The sequence below is a fragment of the Streptomyces sp. NBC_00086 genome (assembly GCF_026343255.1).
Taxonomy (GTDB): Bacteria; Actinomycetota; Actinomycetes; order Streptomycetales; family Streptomycetaceae; genus Streptomyces.
Genome location: NZ_JAPELZ010000001.1, coordinates 1,663,320 through 1,681,057, shown reverse-complemented (window position 1 = coordinate 1,681,057; position 17,738 = coordinate 1,663,320). Strand labels below are relative to the sequence as shown.

At 73.2% G+C, this 17,738-nt stretch carries 14 protein-coding genes; 4 read left to right on the top strand and 10 right to left on the bottom strand.

Annotated features, from left to right (window positions below):
- Positions 1 to 125 precede the first annotated feature (125 nt).
- The 6 genes from OG276_RS07480 to OG276_RS07455 all read right to left on the bottom strand — a co-directional run bounded on the left by OG276_RS07480 (position 126) and on the right by OG276_RS07455 (position 7,672).
- Positions 126 to 2,258 (bottom strand): 3-hydroxyacyl-CoA dehydrogenase NAD-binding domain-containing protein, encoded by a 2,133-nt coding sequence (locus tag OG276_RS07480; protein ID WP_266903684.1) that lies wholly within the window; start codon positions 2,256 to 2,258, stop codon positions 126 to 128.
- Positions 2,255 to 3,481 carry an acetyl-CoA C-acyltransferase gene (locus OG276_RS07475; RefSeq protein ID WP_112447308.1) on the bottom strand — a complete coding sequence of 409 codons (1,227 nt, stop codon included), beginning with the start codon at positions 3,479 to 3,481 and terminating at the stop codon, positions 2,255 to 2,257. The genes OG276_RS07480 and OG276_RS07475 overlap by 4 nt, the downstream gene beginning before the upstream one ends.
- Positions 3,482 to 3,689: 208 nt before the next feature.
- Complete coding sequence (locus OG276_RS07470) at positions 3,690 to 4,448, bottom strand: ferritin-like domain-containing protein (RefSeq protein WP_266903683.1); 759 nt, start codon at positions 4,446 to 4,448, stop codon at positions 3,690 to 3,692.
- 144 nt (positions 4,449 to 4,592) lie between these two features.
- Positions 4,593 to 5,903: a ribonuclease D gene (locus tag OG276_RS07465; RefSeq protein ID WP_266903682.1), complete on the bottom strand. Its 1,311-nt coding sequence runs from the start codon at positions 5,901 to 5,903 to the stop codon at positions 4,593 to 4,595.
- Between the two features lie 133 nt (positions 5,904 to 6,036).
- Positions 6,037 to 6,699 carry a response regulator transcription factor gene (locus OG276_RS07460; protein ID WP_214956508.1) on the bottom strand — a complete coding sequence of 221 codons (663 nt, stop codon included), beginning with the start codon at positions 6,697 to 6,699 and terminating at the stop codon, positions 6,037 to 6,039.
- Between the two features lie 310 nt (positions 6,700 to 7,009).
- Positions 7,010 to 7,672, bottom strand: a complete 663-nt coding sequence (locus OG276_RS07455; protein ID WP_243331447.1) for a DUF3000 domain-containing protein — start codon at positions 7,670 to 7,672, stop codon at positions 7,010 to 7,012.
- A gap of 91 nt (positions 7,673 to 7,763) precedes the next feature.
- Between OG276_RS07455 and hemE the strand changes: the two genes are divergently transcribed.
- Entirely contained in the window at positions 7,764 to 8,828 is a 1,065-nt protein-coding gene (gene hemE / locus OG276_RS07450; protein WP_266903681.1) for a uroporphyrinogen decarboxylase, read from the top strand.
- 35 nt (positions 8,829 to 8,863) lie between these two features.
- On the top strand, positions 8,864 to 10,006 hold the full coding sequence (locus OG276_RS07445; protein ID WP_266903680.1) for an NADAR family protein: 1,143 nt from the start codon (positions 8,864 to 8,866) through the stop codon (positions 10,004 to 10,006).
- Here the strand turns inward: OG276_RS07445 and OG276_RS07440 are convergent.
- Together OG276_RS07440 and OG276_RS07435 are read right to left on the bottom strand one after the other, a co-directional pair.
- Positions 10,003 to 11,391 (bottom strand): FAD-dependent oxidoreductase, encoded by a 1,389-nt coding sequence (locus OG276_RS07440; protein ID WP_266903679.1) that lies wholly within the window; start codon positions 11,389 to 11,391, stop codon positions 10,003 to 10,005. The genes OG276_RS07445 and OG276_RS07440 overlap by 4 nt on opposite strands.
- Before the next feature lie 65 nt (positions 11,392 to 11,456).
- Positions 11,457 to 12,500, bottom strand: a complete 1,044-nt coding sequence (locus OG276_RS07435; RefSeq protein ID WP_266903678.1) for a DUF4349 domain-containing protein — start codon at positions 12,498 to 12,500, stop codon at positions 11,457 to 11,459.
- A gap of 175 nt (positions 12,501 to 12,675) precedes the next feature.
- Between OG276_RS07435 and hemG the strand changes: the two genes are divergently transcribed.
- Together hemG and hemQ are read left to right on the top strand one after the other, a co-directional pair.
- Positions 12,676 to 14,169, top strand: a complete 1,494-nt coding sequence (hemG, locus tag OG276_RS07430; RefSeq protein ID WP_266903677.1) for a protoporphyrinogen oxidase — start codon at positions 12,676 to 12,678, stop codon at positions 14,167 to 14,169.
- A gap of 4 nt (positions 14,170 to 14,173) precedes the next feature.
- Entirely contained in the window at positions 14,174 to 14,887 is a 714-nt protein-coding gene (gene hemQ / locus OG276_RS07425) for a hydrogen peroxide-dependent heme synthase (RefSeq protein WP_243331434.1), read from the top strand.
- Positions 14,888 to 14,992: 105 nt separating this feature from the next.
- On the opposite strand, the gene OG276_RS07420 is transcribed toward hemQ, so the two are convergent.
- Complete coding sequence (locus tag OG276_RS07420; protein ID WP_266903676.1) at positions 14,993 to 16,798, bottom strand: alpha/beta hydrolase; 1,806 nt, start codon at positions 16,796 to 16,798, stop codon at positions 14,993 to 14,995.
- A gap of 81 nt (positions 16,799 to 16,879) precedes the next feature.
- A complete protein-coding gene (locus tag OG276_RS07415; protein WP_266903675.1) occupies positions 16,880 to 17,671 on the bottom strand; it encodes a TIGR04222 domain-containing membrane protein in 792 nt (263 codons plus the stop codon).
- Positions 17,672 to 17,738 lie beyond the last annotated feature (67 nt).

Sequence of the window (17,738 nt, the reverse complement as noted above, 5' to 3'; positions counted from 1 at the left end):
TCGAGACGCTTTTGGTCACGGCCACGGTCACGGTCACCGCGGCCGCGGCAGGAGCCCGGACGAAACTGCTCCCGCACCCGGCCCGAGGGCCTGGTACGGGAGCAGTCGAACCGGTGTCGCAGGGGTTAGACGGGAACGCTCGCCAGGCCCGGGGCCAGGAACTTCTTGCCGTTCACCCGCTCGGAGACGCCCTCGCGGTCCAGGTACGGAGTGATGCCGCCCAGGTGGAAGGGCCAGCCCGCGCCCGTGATGAGGCAGAGGTCGATGTCCTGGGCCTCGGCCACGACACCCTCCTCCAGCATCAGGCCGATCTCCTGCGCCACCGCGTCCAGGACGCGGTCGCGGACCTGCTCCTCGGTCAGGACGACATCGCCCTGTACGAGGAGGGCGGCGACCTCGGGGTCCAGCTCCGGCCTACCGGAGTCGTACGTGTAGAACCCGCGCTTGCCGGCCTTGACGACGGCAGCCAGGTTCGGCGAGACGGTGAAGCGCTCCGGGAAGGCGCGGTTCAGGGTCTCGGACACGTGCAGACCGATCGCCGGGCCCACGAGCTCCAGCAGCACCAGCGGGGACATCGGCAGGCCGAGCGGCTCGATGGCCTTCTCGGCGGTGACCACCGGGGTGCCCTCGTCGATGACGTTCTGGATCTCGCCCATGAAGCGGGTCAGGATGCGGTTCACGACGAACGCCGGGGCGTCCTTGGTGAGGACCGCGGTCTTCTTCAGCTTGCGCGCGACACCGAAGGCCGTGGCCAGCGAGGCGTCGTCGGTCTGCTCGCCGCGGACGATCTCCAGCAGCGGGAGGATCGCGACCGGGTTGAAGAAGTGGAAGCCGACCACGCGCTCCGGGTGCTGGAGCTTGGAGGCCATCTCCGAGACCGACAGCGAGGAGGTGTTGGTGGCGAGGATCGCGTGCGCCGGGGCGACCGCCTCGACCTCCGCGAACACCTTCTGCTTGACGGACATCTCCTCGAACACGGCCTCGATGATGAAGTCCGCGTCCGCGAAGCCCTCGGCCTTGTCCAGGACGCCGGTCACCAGGGCGGTCAGGCGGTTGGCCTTGTCCTGGTTGATGCGGCCCTTGCCCAGCAGCTTCTGGATCTCGGCGCGGACGTAGCCCACACCCTTGTCCACGCGCTCCTGGTCGATGTCGGTGAGGACCACCGGCACCTCCAGGCGGCGCAGGAACAGCAGCGCCAGCTGCGAGGCCATCAGGCCCGCGCCGACGACGCCGACCTTGGTGACCTGGCGGGCCAGGTTCTTGTCCGGGGCGCCGGCCGGGCGCTTGGCGCGCTTCTGGACCAGGTTGAAGGCGTAGATGCCGGAGCGCAGTTCGCCGCCCATGATGAGGTCGGCCAGGGCCGTGTCCTCGGCGTCGAAGCCCTTCTGCAGGTCGCCGTCCTTGGCAGCCTCGATGATCTCCAGCGCGCGGTAGGCGGCCGGGGCCGCGCCGTGCACCTTGGAGTCGGCGATGAAGCGGCCGCGGGCGACCGCCGCGTCCCAGGCCTCGCCGCGGTCGATCTCGTCGCGGACAACCTCGGTCTCGCCCTTCAGCACACGGGCGGTCCACAGGAGCGACTGCTCCAGGAAGTCCGCGCCCTCGAACAGCGCGTCCGCGATGCCGAGTTCGAAGACCTGCTTGCCCTTGAGCTGGCGGTTCTGGTTCAGCGAGTTCTCGATGATGACCGAGACCGCGCGGTCCGCGCCGATCAGGTTCGGCAGCAGGGCGCAGCCGCCCCAGCCGGGAACCAGGCCGAGGAAGACCTCGGGCAGGGAGAAGGCCGGGATGGCCTTGGAGACGGTGCGGTAGGTGCAGTGCAGACCGACCTCGACACCGCCGCCCATCGCCGCGCCGTTGTAGTACGCGAAGGTGGGGACGGCCAGCGCCGCGAGGCGCTTGAAGACGTCGTGGCCGCCCTTGCCGATGGCGAGCGCCTCGTCGTGCTTCTTCAGCAGCTCGACGCCCTTGAGGTCGGCGCCGACCGCGAAGATGAACGGCTTGCCGGTCAGGCCCGCACCGACGATGGAGCCCGCGAGGGCCTCCTGCTCGACCTGGTCGATCGCCGCGTTCAGGTTGGCGAGGGACTGCGGGCCGAAGGTGGTCGGCTTGGTGTGGTCCAGGCCGTTGTCCAGCGTGACGAGCGCGAAGCGCCCGGCGCCGAAGGGCAGGTCCAGGTGGCGTACGAGCGCGCGCGTGACGACCTCGTCCGGGAACAGCTCGGCCGCGCCCTTCAGGAGCTCAGTGGTGGTGGTGCTCACTTGCTGTCTCCCTCGGCGGTGAAGTTCGGGTTCTCCCAGACGACCGTGGCGCCCATGCCGAAGCCGACGCACATGGTGGTCAGGCCGTAGCGGACCTCCGGCTGCTCCTCGAACTGGCGGGCCAGCTGGGTCATCAGGCGCACGCCCGAGGAGGCGAGCGGGTGACCGAAGGCGATGGCGCCGCCGTACTGGTTGACGCGGGCGTCGTCGTCGGCGATGCCGTAGTGCTCCAGGAACGCGAGGACCTGGACCGCGAAGGCCTCGTTGACCTCGAAGAGGCCGATGTCGTCGATCGTCAGACCGGCCTGGGCCAGCGCCTTCTCGGTGGCCGGGATCGGGCCGTAGCCCATGACCTCCGGCTCGACACCCGCGAAGGAGTACGAGACCAGGCGCATCTTGACCGGGAGGTTGTTCTCGCGGGCGAAGTCCTCGGACGCGATGATCGCGGCCGTGGCACCGTCGTTGAGACCGGCGGCGTTGCCCGCGGTGACGTTGCCGTGGACCCGGAACGGGGTCTTGAGGCCCGCCAGGTTCTCCAGGGTGGTCCCCGGACGCATCGGCTCGTCGGCGGTGACCAGGCCCCAGCCCGTCTCACCGGCCGCCTCGTTGTTGTTGCGCACCGAGATCGGCACCAGGTCCTGCTGGATCTTGCCGTCGGCGTACGCCTTGGCGGCCTTCTCCTGCGAGCGCACGGCGTACTCGTCGGCGCGGAGCTTGGTGATCGTCGGGTACCGGTCGTGCAGGTTCTCGGCGGTCATGCCCATGAACAGGGCGGACTCGTCGACCAGCTTCTCGGATACGAAGCGCGGGTTCGGGTCCACGCCCTCGCCCATGGGGTGGCGGCCCATGTGCTCGACACCGCCGGCGAGGGCGACGTCGTACGCACCGAAGGCCACGCCGCCCGCGACGGCGGTCACGGCGGTGAGCGCGCCGGCGCACATGCGGTCGATCGAGTAGCCCGGGACGGACTGCGGGAGGCCCGCGAGAATGCCGGCCGTACGGCCCAGCGTCAGGCCCTGGTCGCCGATCTGCGTGGTCGCGGCGATGGCGACCTCGTCGATCTTCGCGGGGTCCAGGTCCGGGTTGCGGCGCAGCAGCTCCCGGATCGCCTTGACGACGAGATCGTCGGCGCGGGTCTCGTTGTAGATGCCCTTCGGGCCCGCCTTGCCGAACGGGGTGCGGACGCCGTCGACGAAGACGACGTCCCTGACGGTACGAGGCACGTTGGCTCTCCTCCAGGTGCGGGTGTGCACTGCTGCGCGGGGGCGTGCCCATTACTGAGCGCCCGCTCACCTCTCCATGCTACTTGCCGGTAACCGGCATGCACAGCCCCCACGGGAGGAGCGGCGAAGGTCACACTCCGCCGCCCCGCTCCTCGGGACCGCCGGGCCGCCCCTCAGGGCCGCCGCACCGGTCATCGCGGCCCCGGCGCTACCCGAGCAGGACCCGCCGGCCGGGCCGCGGCGCGGTGGGCCGGTCCGCGCTCATGGCGGCGGCCATGGGGGAGGAGGAGCGGACGGTGTCCGCCACGAAGACGCGGCGGCTGACGCCCAGGGTGCGCAGCGCCGGGCCGTGGTCCACCGCGACCAAGGCGGCCGCGCCGGTGAGCAGGACCCGCCAGGCCAGGGCCGCCGCCCGGCGGGCGGGGGCGGGCAGGGGCGCCAGGGCCTCGCGCAGGCGCAGGCAGTGGAAGGGGACGTGGCGCACCTCGTCGGCGTGGATCCGGCCCGCCACCTCCGAGGTCAGCGGGTCGGCGGCTCCGTCGCGCACCGCCTCGTAGTACCGCAGGGCGACCGCCTCCGCGACCATCAGCACCAGCAGCTCCACCTTCAGCCCGAGCAGCCTGCGCAGCCCGACGAAGGCGGCATCGCTCCAGTGACCGGCCAGGGTCCCCCCGCCCTCGGCCTCCAGGAGCCGGGCCAGCATCCGCGCGTGGTTCTGCTCCTCCGCCACGAAGAGCCGTACGGCCCGCGCGTACACCGGATCGCCCGCCCGCTCGGCCTTGGCGACCAGCTCGGCGCCGTCCCCGCCCTCTCCCAGCTGGAACCGCTGCAGGCTTCCGGTGAGCTCCGCGGGGAGCGTCGGGACCCGGCTCCAGTCCGGATCGCCCCTCTCGGCCCGCCGCTCGCGCTCGGCCTCGAACTCGGCCACCCACTCCTCGTATCCCCACCCGTGTTTGATCACGTTCAAAAACTACAAGACTTTGAGCGTGTTCAAAAGATGTGCGGACCGGACTCTCCGAAGGGACCTGGACGCACAAGAGCCCCCCGTCCACAGGACGGGGGGCTCTTGCACGCGATCACGGGCGGCCGACTCGGGCCACGGCGCGACGCCTCAGTCGGCCGGCTCCGGCTCCGGCTCGGGCGGCGGCGTCGTCGCCAGTGCGGTCGTCAGCGCCGCCGTCACCTGTTCGATCTGCCACGGGCGGGCGCCGTAGCCGGCCAGGGCCTCGGCCACCGCGTCCGCCTCCAGGCGCTCGGGCGGCTCCCAGCACAGCCGGCGGACCGTGTCGGGGGTGATCAGGTTCTCCTGCGGCAGGTTCAGCCCCTCCGCCAGCGCCGACACGGCCGTCCGGGCCGCGGCCAGCCGCGCCGCGGCCGCCGGGTCCTTGTCCGCCCAGGAACGCGGCGGCGGCGGACCCGCCGGGGTCGCCCCCGGCTGCGGCAGCTCGGCCTCGGGCAGGGCCTTCGCCCGGTCCACGGCGGCCATCCACTGGTCCAGCTGGCGCCGGCCCATGCGCTGGCCGTAGCCGGGCAGGGCGGAGAGGGCCTGCACGTTCAGCGGCAGCGCGAGCGCGGCCTCGACGATCGCGGCGTCACCCAGCACCTTGCCCGGTGACACGTCACGTCGCTGCGCGATGCGGTCCCGGGACTCCCACAGCTCCCGGACGACGGCCATCTGCCGGCGCCGGCGCACCTTGTGCATGCCGGAGGTGCGGCGCCACGGGTCCTTGCGCGGCGGCGCGGGCGGGGCGGCGCAGATGGCGTCGAACTCCTGGTGGGCCCATTCCAGCTTGCCCTGCCGGTCCAGCTCCTTCTCCAGCGCGTCCCTCAGGTCCACGAGCAGCTCCACGTCGAGCGCGGCGTAGCGCAGCCACGGCTCGGGGAGCGGGCGGGTCGACCAGTCGACGGCGGAGTGGCCCTTCTCCAGCACGTAGCCGAGGACCCCCTCGACCATCGCGCCGAGTCCGACCCGCGGGAAGCCGGCGAGGCGGCCGGCCAGCTCGGTGTCGAAGAGGGAGGTGGGTGCCATGCCTATTTCGCGCAGGCACGGCAGGTCCTGGGTGGCGGCGTGCAGGATCCACTCGGTGCCGGACAGGGCCTCGCCGAGGGAGGAGAGGTCGGGGCAGCCCACCGGGTCGATGAGCGCGGAGCCCGCACCCTCGCGGCGCAGCTGGACGAGGTAGGCGCGCTGGCCGTAGCGGTAGCCGGAGGCGCGCTCGGCGTCCACGGCGACGGGGCCGGTGCCCGCGGCGAAGGCCGCGACCACCTCGGCGAGCGCGGCGGCGTCGGCGACCACCGGAGGGATGCCCTCACGGGGTTCTAGCAAGGGAATCGGCAGCCCGTCGGACGAAACCTCGTCGTCCGGGGGGCCGCCCCCGGTGGTGGTGCGCAGGCCTGCTGCGGTTTCTTGGGCGTCGGTCACCGGTCAAGGGTATCCGTGGATGCGCCGCGCCCGTCGCCGGAACGTTCCGGCGACGGGCGCGAGGGGGGAGTACGGACGTTTCCCCAGGTTCTCCGGGAGTTCTCCCGGGGGACTTCGGGGGATATCGGCCGGGTCAGTGGATGATCCCGGTCCGCAGGGCGACGGCGACCATCCCGGCCCGGTCGCCGGTGCCCAGCTTGCGGGCGATCCGTGCGAGGTGGGACTTGACGGTCAGGGCGGACAGGCCCATCGAAACGCCGATGGCCTTGTTGGACTGGCCCTCCGCGACGAGGCGCAGGACCTCGACCTCGCGGCCGGAGAGCTCTCGGTAGCCGCCCGGGTGGCTCGGGGCACCCGGGGGGCGGCGGTGCATACGGGCCGCGGCGGCGCCGATGGGGGCGGCGCCGGGCCGGGACGGGAGCCCGATGTTGGTCCGGGTGCCGGTGACGACGTAGCCCTTCACTCCGCCCGCGAGGGCGTTGCGCACGGCGCCGATGTCGTCGGCGGCGGACAGGGCCAGGCCGTTCGGCCAACCGGCGGCGCGGGTCTCGGAGAGCAGGGTGAGACCGGAACCGTCGGGCAGGTGCACGTCGGCCACGCAGATGTCGCGCGGGCTGCCGATGCGTGGACGGGCCTCCGCGATGGACGAAGCCTCGATCACGTCGCGTACTCCGAGGGCCCACAAATGGCGGGTCACGGTGGAGCGTACGCGCGGGTCGGCCACGACGACCATGGCCGTCGGCTTGTTCGGGCGGTAGGCGACCAGGCTTGCGGGCTGCTCGAGAAGAACGGACACCTAGGCCTCCTGGGGGGGGGAGTGGCGGGACGGCCGGCTCGGGGAAGGAAGCCGGTGCGAACCGTGCGGATGGTCTATGACTCCTTCGGCACGTCACCCGCCCGGCTTTAGGGAATGATCACGATTTGGTGAGTAACAATTCGGGCAATTCGGACGCACGATCGATCATAGGGTGATCAGAAGCCCGCAACGGGCGCCCTCTAACGACATCCGGCCCCGCGGCCGGGGCGCGGGTCGACACGGATCGGTGCAGGTCGGTGCGGGTGGGTGCGGGGCGACACGGGTCGGCGCCGCCCCCTGCCTCGCGGAATTACCCCTGAGGGTGATGGGGGCCGCGCCGCTGGGGCAGTGAGACCACGCCGGTCACCGTCTCGGTCGGTCCGACCGGCGGCAGCCCCGCGATCTGACACAGCAGTTCGCACCAGGCCGACAAATGTGCGGCGGTGTCCGGCACCCCGCCCACCCCCTCGCGCGGCGTCCACGAGGCCCTGATCTCGATCTGCGTCGCCGGCCGCCGCTCTCCGAGCCCGCCGAAGTAGTGCGAGGCGGCCATGGTCACGGTCCCGCTCGCCTCCCCGTACGTCAGCCCGCGCGCGTCCAGCGCCCCCGTCAGCCAGGACCAGCACACCTCGGGGAGGAGCGGGTCCACGGCCATCTCCGGCTCCAGTTCCGCCCGTACGAGCGTCACCAGCCGGAAGGTGCCCTGCCAGGCGTCGTGCCCGGCCGGGTCGTGCAAGAGGATGAGCCGGCCGTCTGCCAGGTCCTCGTCACCGTCCACGACCGCCGCTTCCAGCGCGTACGCGTGGGGTGCCAGCCTCTGTGGCGGTTTGGTGGGATCGATCTCGATCCCCTGCCGCAGCCTCGCCTTCTTCAAGCCGTCGACCGCCCGCCGGAACGGGAGTGGGACGGAGCTGTCTTTCGCGCTGTCCGTACCGTCAGCGCCATCTGAAAATCGTCCCTGAGCCGCAGCCATGCGGGGAAGACTAGGCGGAACGAGCGCCCGTACGGCGCAGCCACACCCGCGCCGGGCCGGGCACTTCTTCATACGTGCGAAGATTTGAGTCGTGAGCGCCAACACCCGCCCCACGGGCACGCCGAGCCAGACGTACGATTCCGCCTTCCTGAAGGCGTGCCGGCGCGAGCCGGTGCCGCACACCCCCGTGTGGTTCATGCGGCAGGCGGGGCGCTCGCTCCCCGAGTACCGCAAGGTGCGCGAGGGCACGCAGATGCTGGAATCCTGCATGCGGCCCGACCTGGTCACCGAGATCACCCTGCAGCCGGTCCGGCGCCACAACGTGGACGCGGCCATCTTCTTCTCCGACATCGTGGTCCCGCTGAAGGCCATCGGCATCGACCTGGACATCAAGCCGGGCGTCGGCCCGGTCGTGGCCCAGCCGATCCGCCGCCGCGAGGACCTCGCACAGCTGCGCGACCTCACCCCGGAGGACGTCTCGTACGTCACCGAGGCGATCGGCATGCTCACGAGTGAACTGGGCTCCACGCCGTTGATCGGTTTCGCGGGCGCGCCTTTCACCCTCGCGAGCTACCTGGTCGAGGGCGGCCCCTCCAAGAACCACGAGCACACCAAGGCCCTCATGTACGGGGACCCGGAGCTGTGGGCCGACCTGCTGGACCGCCTCGCCGAGATCACCTCCGCCTTCCTGAAGGTCCAGATCGAGGCCGGCGCCTCCGCGATCCAGCTCTTCGACTCCTGGGTCGGCGCGCTCGCCCCGGCGGACTACCGCCGCTCGGTGATGCCCGCCTCCGCGAAGGTCCTGGAGTCCGTCGCCTCGTACGGGGTCCCGCGCATCCACTTCGGCGTGGGCACGGGCGAGCTGCTCGGCCTCATGGGCGAGGCCGGCGCGGACGTCATGGGCGTCGACTACCGGGTCTCCCTGAACGAGGCCGTCAAGCGGGTCGGCCCCGGCAAGGCGCTCCAGGGCAACCTGGACCCGGCGGTCCTCTTCTCCACCACCGAGGCGGTGGAGACCAAGACCCGCGAGGTGCTGGACGCCGCGGCGGACCTGGAGGGCCACATCTTCAACCTGGGCCACGGCGTCCTCCCGACGACGAACCCGGACGCCCTGACCCGCCTGGTGGACTACGTCCACACCCAGACGGCCGTCTAGGCCCGAGCCTGACCGACGTCGGTACCGTGCCGTGCATGACATGGCACGGGCCGACGTTTCGCATATCCGACGGAGAAACCATCGACGGGGCCTGGCGCCTCGTGTGGCGCAAGCACGACTGGCAGGACGACTACTACCCCGAGGACCTGTTCGTCTACGCGGACGGCAGGATCAGCCGCGGGGGCTACGAGGCGACCGACCTCGCCGGGCTCGCGGGACTGCTGGCATCGGGGAAGCTGGCACTTTCCCGGCCGGACGGCCGGGAGTGGACCCCGCCGCCTTCGAAGTGGCTCGCCCGTTACCCCGAGCCGCTGACCGACGAGAGCTTCCTCGGGGAAGTGGCCGACGAGATCTCCCGGCTGGCGGGCCGGCCCACCACCGTGGACCTGCTCCACGAGGCCATCAGCGGCTACCAGCGGGACACCACGGAGGCCAACCGGTCCCTGCTCCGCGACGCGTACCTGGCCGTCCCGGCCCACCTGCGGGTCTACGTCCTGGGCGACATGGACCGGCAGGACCGGCCGCTGCGGATCCTGGTGACCGATCTCGGCGAGCCCGTGGACGGGGACGGTCCGGCGGCCACGCCGGAGATGCACCGGGACGCCCTGGACTACTTCGCCGACGGGGACGAGCGCGCCGAGCGGGAGCAGGCTGTCCGTCACGCGGACGCGCCGGTCGGTGACCCGCAGCCCCCGGTCGTCCTCCACGAGACCGTGTACCCCCGGGGGTGGCCGGCCGAGCTCGGAGCCTTCGCGCTGCGCAACGACTACGACGCCCCCTTCACGTACGAAGGGGAGACCTACCCCACCGTGGTGCACGGCTACTGGGCCCTCTTCGCCGCCGACCGGGCCGACCACGACCGGATCCGCGCCGCGGCGAACGCCCGCGAGGCGCGGGAACTGGGCGGAGCGGCCGCCGGGCGCACGGACTGGGCCGCCCGGAGGGTCGCCGTCATGGCGGCGCTGCTGCGGGCCAAGTTCGGGCAGCACCCGCGGCTCGCGGAACTGCTGGTCGCCACGGGGGAGGGATCGATCCGCTACACCGGCTTCTCCGACGCCCCCTTCTGGCGCGACGAGGGCCCCCGCGGCGGCCGGAACTGGACGGGCCGCCTGCTGGAGCTGATCCGCTCCGAACTCGCCGCCGCGGGCGCGGCCGCCGCCGAGGACCGGACCGACTAGACCCCCGCCGCCCGCACCGCGGACACCGCCTTGCGGGCGGCGACCAGCACCGGGTCCCAGACCGGGGAGAAGGGCGGGGCGTAGCCCAGGTCCAGGGAGACGATCTGGTCCACCGTCATACCGGCCGTCAGGGCCACCGCGGCGATGTCCACCCGCTTCGCGGAGCCCGCGCCGCCGACGATCTGGCAGCCCAGGAGGCGGCCCGTGCGGCGTTCCGCCAGCATCTTCACCGTCATCTCCGCCGCCTCCGGGTAGTAGCCCGCCGTGTTCGTCGAGCTGATCGTCGCCGTGACGAAGCGGAGGCCGACGGACAGGGCGTCCCGCTCGCGCAGGCCCGTACGGGCGATCTCCAGGTCGCAGACCTTGCTCACGGCCGTGCCGACCACGCCCGGGAAGGTCGCGTAGCCGCCGCCCACGCCCGAGCCGATGACCTGGCCGTGCTTGTTCGCGTGCGTGCCCAGCGGGATGTGCCGCATGCGGCCCGCCACCAGGTCCAGGACCTCCACGCAGTCACCGCCCGACCAGATGTTCTCGTGGCCGCGGACCCGCATCGAGAGGTCGGTCAGCAGACCGCCCGACTCGCCCAGCGGCAGGCCCGCCGCGCGGGCCAGGGCCGTGCGCGGCTCGACGCCGATGCCCATGACGACCACGTCCGCCGGGTACTCCTCCCCGGCCGACGTGGCCACCGCGCGGGCCCGGCCCTCCTCGTCGGTGAGGATCTCCGTCACCTCGGCGCGGGCGACCGTACGGATGCCCATGGCGTTCATCGCGCTGTGCACCAGCCCGCCCATGTCCGGGTCCAGCGTGGACATCGGCTGCTCGCCCCGGTGCAGCACGGTGACCTCGAAGCCCCGCCCGAGCAGCGCCTCCGCCATCTCCACGCCGATGTAGCCGGCGCCCACGACCACCGCCCGGCGGCCCGCCGTCCGTTCCAGATCCGCCATCAGCCGCTGCCCGTCGTCCAGCGTCTGCACCCCGTGCACCCCGTGCGCGCCGATGCCGGGCAGCCGGGGGCGGACCGGGCGGGCGCCGGTGGCGAGGACGAGCTTGTCGTACCCCGTCCAGTACTCGGCACCCGATTCCAGATCCCGGGCGCGCACCCGCGCTCCCGCGAGGTCCAGCTCCACGACCTCCGTCCGCGTCCGCAGGTCGATGTCCCGCGCGCGGTGCTCCTCGGGCGTCCGGGCGATCAGCTCGTCCCGGCCTTCGACCAGGCCGCCGATCCAGTACGGGATCCCGCACGCGGAGTACGAGGTGAAGTGCCCGCGCTCGAAGGCGGTGATCTCCAGCTCCGCCGGGCCCTTGAGCCGCCGGGCCTGTGACGCGGCGGACATCCCCGCCGCGTCACCGCCGACCACCACCAGCCGTTCCGTGCCGTTCCCCATGTGCCCGTACCGTCCTTCCCCGCCGCCTGTTGCCTGCGGGCCCCACGCTACGGGCGCACGGGTGATCAGTCCTGGACCTGCGGCGGCGTCGCGTCCGGGCGCGCGGGCTCCGCCGGAGTGGCGGCCGTGTGTCCCGGCCACTTCGGCCCGCTCTGCGCGGGAAGGCGCCGCGCGGCGCCGGGCTTCTCCTGCGCCGGCCGCCACTTGCGGTACTGCCGGAACGCGAGCAGCAGGAACGCGCCGCTGAGCAGGAACGGCGAGGCCGCGGCGAGCGCCATCAGCAGGTACAGGACCGCGGCGGCGAAGACCTTCCAGCCGCCGGCCAGAGCGTCGGAGAAGCCCGGATCCGGCTTCTCCTTCTCCTTGACGGGCTGCTTCCCCGGCTCCGAGAACGTCAGCGTGATCGTGCCGAGCGAGGTCTGGTCCTTCAGCGCCGTCTGCTGGGCGAGCAGCGACTCCAGATCGGCCTGGCGCTTGCTGAGTTCGGACTCCAGCGTGACCACCTCGGTCAGCCCCGAGGCCTTCTCCATCATCTCGCGCACCCGCACCACGCTCGCCTGCTGGGACTTGACCCGGCTGTCGACGTCCGCGACCTTCTGCGTCACGTCCTGCGCCTCGACCTTGCGGGCGAGCAGCTTTCCGCTGCCCTCCATCGCGGCCAGGACCGCGTCGAAGCGCTCGCCCGGCACCCGCAGGGTCACCGTCGAGGTCATCGACCCGCCGGGTTCGCGGGCGGTGGTCTCGTTGCCCACGTACCCGCCCGCGTTCTCCGCCGCCGTCCGGGCGCCCGCCGTCGCCTTCTGGACGTCCGCCGTCTCCACGCCCAGCGTCGCCGTCCGGATGATCTGCGTGCGGGCGGCGGGAGCCTGCGGCTGGTTCTTGTCGGCGGCCGGAGCCGGTGCGCCCGATGCCGCCGGGGCAGGAGCGGCCGCCCCACCCTGCCCGGCGGCCTCCTGCCCCTTCGAATCCGCCGCGACCGCCGCCTTGTCCGAGGCGGTGCCGTCGGCGCCGCAGCCCGTGAGGACGAGCGCCCCGGTCAGGGAGAGCGCCGCCAGAGCCGTCGCCGAACGCCGTCCGTACCGCCCGTAACGTCTGTGCTGGGTGTGCATCGTTGGGTCCCCCTGGTCATCGTCGGAATCGCTGGATGCGGGTCCGTCCGTGCCTCGACGTTCTGACGTACGGGGCCTCGTCCCGGGTTTCGTACGTACGGTCCCGAGGTGATCCCGAAGCGGTCACGGTCAGGCCTCGGCGATCGCCCCATGAGCGGTCTGAGACGATGTGTCCATGCACGAAGCGGACACGCGTACGGACCGGCCGGCCCCCGCCGGGCACGTCGTCGTCATCGGCGGCGGGATCGCGGGCCTCGCGGCGGCCCACCGGCTGCTCGCCGAGGGCCTTCGCGTCACCCTCCTGGAAGCCGGCCCGCGCCTCGGCGGCAAGCTGCGCTCGGGCGAACTGGCGGGCCTGCGCGTGGACCTCGGCGCCGAATCCGTACTCGCCCGCCGCCCCGAAGCACTCGAACTGGCCCGCGCCGTGGGCCTCGGCGATGCCCTGCAGCCACCCGCCACCGCCACCGCCCGCCTCTGGACCCGCGGCGTGCTGCGCCCCCTGCCGGGCGGTCACGTCATGGGCGTACCAGGCGACCTGGGCCCGCTCGCCGCCTCCGGGGTGCTGTCCGCCGAGGGCCTGGCCCGCGCCGGAGCCGAAGACGCCCTGGAACCGCAGGAGATCGGCGAGGACGTGGCGCTCGGCGAGTACGTCGCCGCCCGGCTGGGCCACGAGGTCGTCGACCGGCTCGTGGAACCCCTCCTCGGCGGGGTCTACGCCGGCAACGCCTACCGCATCTCGATGCGGGCCGCCGTCCCCCAGCTCTTCGACGTCGCCCGCAGCCACGCCTCCCTCGGCGAGGGTGTACGGGAACTGCAGGCCCGGGCGGCCCGCGCGGGGCAGACCGGACCCGTCTTCTCCGGCATCGACGGCGGCATCGGCAGGCTCCCGCTCGCCGTCGCCGAGGCCTGCCGGGCGGCCGGAGCCCGCATCCTCCTCGACACCCCCGCGCGCGAGCTGACCCGTACCGCCACCGGCTGGCGGGTGGTCGCCGACGCCCCGGGCGGCGCCGAGGTCATCGAGGCCGACGGGGTGGTCGTGGCCGTCCAGGCCGGGCCCGCCGCCCGGCTGCTCGACCGGATCGCGCCCACCGCCGCCACCGAGCTGCGCGGGGTCGAGTACGCCTCCATGGCCCTGGTCACGATGGCCCTGCGCCGCTCCGACCTGCCGGCCGGGATCGCCGACGGCGGCGCGAGCGGATTCCTCGTACCGCCCGTCGACGGCCGGACGATCAAGGCCTCGACCTTCTCCAGCAACAAGTGGGCCTGGGCCGGGACCGATCCCGACCTCTTCCTGCTGCGCACCTCCGTCGGCCGCCACGGCGACGAGGGCGACCTGAAGCGCTCCGACGAGGAACTGGTCGAGGTCTCCCTCGCCGACCTCGGTCAGGCCGTGGGCCTCGCGCCCACCGTCCGCCCGGTGGCCACCACCGTCACCCGCTGGGACGGCGGCCTGCCCCAGTACCCCGTCGGCCACCTCGGCAAGGTGGCCCGGATCCGTACCGCCGTCGCGGCCCTGCCGGGCCTCGCGGTGTGCGGAGCGCTGTACGACGGGGTCGGCATCCCGGCCTGCATCGCGAGCGCGGGCAAGGCCGCCGACGTGGTGATCGCCACGTTGGGCGCCGCTGGGGTACCCCTGGCACCGACCACTGATCAGCACACGGGACAATAGACACATGACTGCACCAGAGAAGATTCCCAACGCGGGGAAGAAGGCGAAGGACCTCAACGAGGTCATCCGCTACACCCTGTGGTCCGTCTTCAAGCTGAAGGACGTGCTCCCCGAGAACCGCGCCGGCTTCGCCGACGAGGTCCAGGAGCTGTTCGACCAGCTGGCCGCCAAGGACATCACCGTCCGCGGCACCTATGACGTCTCCGGCCTGCGCGCCGACGCGGACATCATGATCTGGTGGCACGCGGAGACCTCCGACGAGCTGCAGACCGCCTACAACCTGTTCCGCCGCACCAAGCTGGGCCGCGCGCTGGAGCCGGTCTGGTCGAACATGGCCCTGCACCGCCCGGCCGAGTTCAACAAGTCCCACATCCCGGCCTTCCTGGCCGACGAGACGCCGCGCGACTACGTCAGCGTCTACCCCTTCGTGCGCAGCTACGACTGGTACCTGCTGCCCGACGAGGACCGCCGCCGCATGCTCAAGGACCACGGCATGATGGCCCGCGGCTACCCCGACGTGCGCGCCAACACCGTCGCCTCCTTCTCGCTCGGCGACTACGAGTGGCTGCTGGCCTTCGAGGCCGACGAGCTGTACCGCATCGTCGACCTCATGCGTCACCTGCGCGCCTCCGAGGCCCGCATGCACGTCCGCGAAGAGGTGCCCTTCTACACCGGGCGCCGCAAGTCCGTCGCCGATCTGGTGGCCGGACTCGCCTAGAGACCTCCCCTGGGGGGAAGGACCGGAGGACCGCTGACCGGCGTCCTCCGGGGATCGGGAGGCCCTGCCCCCGAATCGACGCAGCCGGAGATCCCGCCCGGAAGTTCAGACGACTGGCGGCAGCAGTGCCCTGGGGTGCCCCTGGGCGGTCGCTGCCCGGTCGTCCAGCGACACCGGTGCGGGCTCCGGATGCGGCGCACATGTGACACGTGACCCTGCCGTGTCACCCGTCAGCAAGTACCGCTCCACGTGGGCGTCCACGCAGTCATTGCGTCCGCCGACCACCCCGTGGGTGCCGGCCCCCGTCTCCGTCACCAGCCCGGCCCGCGGCCCGAGCCGCCGCTGGAGCTCCAGGGCGCCCCCGTACGGGGTGGCACCGTCGCGCTCGGCCGCAACGATCAGCATCCCGGGTAGCGGGGCGCCCGGCCGCGGCCCGACGTCCACCGGGCGCTGCCGTTCGCGCACCGGCCAGAAGGCGCAGGGCAGGTTCAGGAAGGCGTTGGCCCAGGTCTCGAAGGGGGCCGTGCGGGCCAGTTCGGTGTTGTCGCGGTCCCAGCTCTCCCAGTCGGCGGGCCACGGGGCGTCGTTGCACAGGGTCGCCGTGTAGACGGCCGTCGCGTTCTCGCCCTCGACGGCCGCGGACGGGTCCGGGGCGGCGAGCGAGAGGAGCGGGCGCGGGTCGCCGCGCAGGAACGCCGCAAGGGCCGCCGCACGGCCCGGCCAGACCTCGTCGTAGTACGCGGCCCGCAAGTACGCGGAGTGCAGCTGTCCGGTGCCGACCACCCCGCCCGCCGGCTCGCGGGCCACCGCCGCCCGCACCCGGTCGTAACTCGCCTGCACCGCCTCGGCGGTGGAGCCGAGCCCGTACACGGCGTGGTGGCGGGCCGCCCAGGCGCGGAAGTCGGCCCAGCGCCGCTCGAAGCCGGGGGCCTGGGCGAGGTTGTTGCGGTACCAGACCTTGTCCGGGTCGGGGTCGACCGCCGAGTCGAAGACCATCCGGCGGACGTGGCCGGGGTAGAGGGTGGCGTAGACCGCACCGAGGTACGTGCCGTACGAGGCCCCCATGAAGGTCAGCCGGCCCTCGCCGAGCGCGGCACGCAGCACGTGCAGGTCGCGGACGTTGTTCAGGGTCGTGTACGAGCCCAGGGCCGCCCCGGCCCGCTCACCGCAGCCGCGGGCGTAGGCCCGCGCGGCGGCGATCCGGGTCTCCTTCGCGGCGGCGTCCGGCCGCGCGCCGGCCGCCTCCGCCGGGGCCCGGTCGTACCGCTCGGGGTCCTGGCAGGACAGCGGGCGCCCCGAGCGGCCCACCCCGCGCGGGGCGTAGCCGACGAGGTCGTAGGCGGCCCCGACGCGGCGCCACTCGGGCAGGCCGGCGACGAGCGGGAAGAACAGCCCGTTGCCGCCCGGCCCGCCGGGGTTGTACACGAGCGCACCCTGCCGCCGGGCCCCGCCCGCGCCGGTCGCGGCGACCCGGCTGACGAGGATCGCGGTCTGCGCCCCGAAGGGCCGGGCGTAGTCGACCGGGACGCGGAGCGTGCCGCACCGCACGTCGGGCCCGAGTCCCTCGGAGACGGGGCACGGCCCGAACTCCAGCCCGTCGCGGGCGTGCTGACGTTCCGGCGGCGACACCCCGGCCGGGCCCGGGAGCCCCGCGAGCGCGGCGACGGCAGCGGCCCGCCGGGCCACGAGGTCGGCCCCGGCGGCCTCCGCGGCCAACCGGGCGGTGGCGGCGGGGCCCGGGGGCAAGGGGCCCGCAGGCGAGGGGCCCGAAGAGGCCGGGCCCGCGGCCACCCGCACAGGGCCCGGGGGAGCGGTCCCGGCGGCGGCCTCGGCGCCGGAGGTCATCGGCAAGGAAGCGGCCAGCGCCAGGGCGGCCAGCGCGACCGTGGCGGGCACCCGGGGCATGCGCATGGCGGGCCTCTCATCTCAACGGACCTTCCGATGAGATCCGGCGGGCGGCCCCCTGTACAGGACCGGCGGCCGGTGTCGCGCTCAATGCCCCCGTTGCCGCGGGATCCGCCCCCGCTTGCCGTACGTCAGCGCCGCCCGCAGCTCGGGATCGGGGACCGCGCGCGGCCCCCGCAGCGCCACCGCGGTGAGCGAGCCCCGCACACCGCGCTCCCGGCCCAGCTCCACGAGGAGCCGCCGGCCGGCCGGGGAGGCCCATCCGGACTGCGCGTGCCCCTCGACGCGGGCTATGGCCAGGCAGCCCAGGGCGAGGATCAGCGGCAGCGCGAACCAGCACAGGATCATCGTGGTCGTGGTCCCCGGTTCGGGTACGCACAGGGCGGCCACCAGCATGCCGAGGACCAGCAAGGTGGCCTGCCGGACCGCCCGGATCCCTGCCTGTACCTCCTGCTGGGCCCCGTCGCGCAGCGCGAGCCCGGCTTCGGAGAGCCGGTCCGCGAGGGCTCGTACGGCCGGATCCCGCGCCGCGAAGGCCCGTACGGAGGTCACCGGTTCCTGCCCGTCGGGCCCGAACGCGCCGAGCACCGAGCACTCGTGCGGATCGCGGCCCACCGGGTCGACCACCGTCGCCCAGCCGGTGTGCGCGAGCAGCAGCCGCCGCTGGCGTTGCATCGACAGCAGCGTCAGCTCGGCCACCCGCTCCGGGCCACCGGCCAGGTAGGCGGCCTCGTACAGGTTCAGCTCGTCGGAGTGGTGGTCGTGGCGCACGGCACTGCCCGGCGGGGGCTCCGCCAGTTCGGCGGCGGCCTTCAGCAGGCGGGTGCACGCGATCAGCAGCCCTGCCCAGGCAAGGAGGAGGAACAGGACCCAGAACATGTCCGAGTTCTACAAGATGTGGAACCGGCCGGTACAGGGCTCTGCCGAGGTGTGAGCAGCTCGTGAC

Excerpts from the sequence above, each read along its gene's own strand:
- OG276_RS07455 (WP_243331447.1), bottom strand. The coding sequence starts at position 7,672 with ATGGCTGCGGCTCAGGGACGATTTTCAGATGGCGCTGACGGTACGGAC.
- hemQ (WP_243331434.1), top strand. The coding sequence starts at position 14,174 with ATGACTGCACCAGAGAAGATTCCCAACGCGGGGAAGAAGGCGAAGGAC.
- OG276_RS07415 (WP_266903675.1), bottom strand. The coding sequence starts at position 17,671 with ATGTTCTGGGTCCTGTTCCTCCTCCTTGCCTGGGCAGGGCTGCTGATC.
- OG276_RS07420 (WP_266903676.1), bottom strand. The coding sequence starts at position 16,798 with ATGCGCATGCCCCGGGTGCCCGCCACGGTCGCGCTGGCCGCCCTGGCG.
- OG276_RS07445 (WP_266903680.1), top strand. The coding sequence starts at position 8,864 with ATGACATGGCACGGGCCGACGTTTCGCATATCCGACGGAGAAACCATC.
- hemG (WP_266903677.1), top strand. The coding sequence starts at position 12,676 with ATGCACGAAGCGGACACGCGTACGGACCGGCCGGCCCCCGCCGGGCAC.
- OG276_RS07435 (WP_266903678.1), bottom strand. The coding sequence starts at position 12,500 with ATGCACACCCAGCACAGACGTTACGGGCGGTACGGACGGCGTTCGGCG.
- OG276_RS07440 (WP_266903679.1), bottom strand. The coding sequence starts at position 11,391 with ATGGGGAACGGCACGGAACGGCTGGTGGTGGTCGGCGGTGACGCGGCG.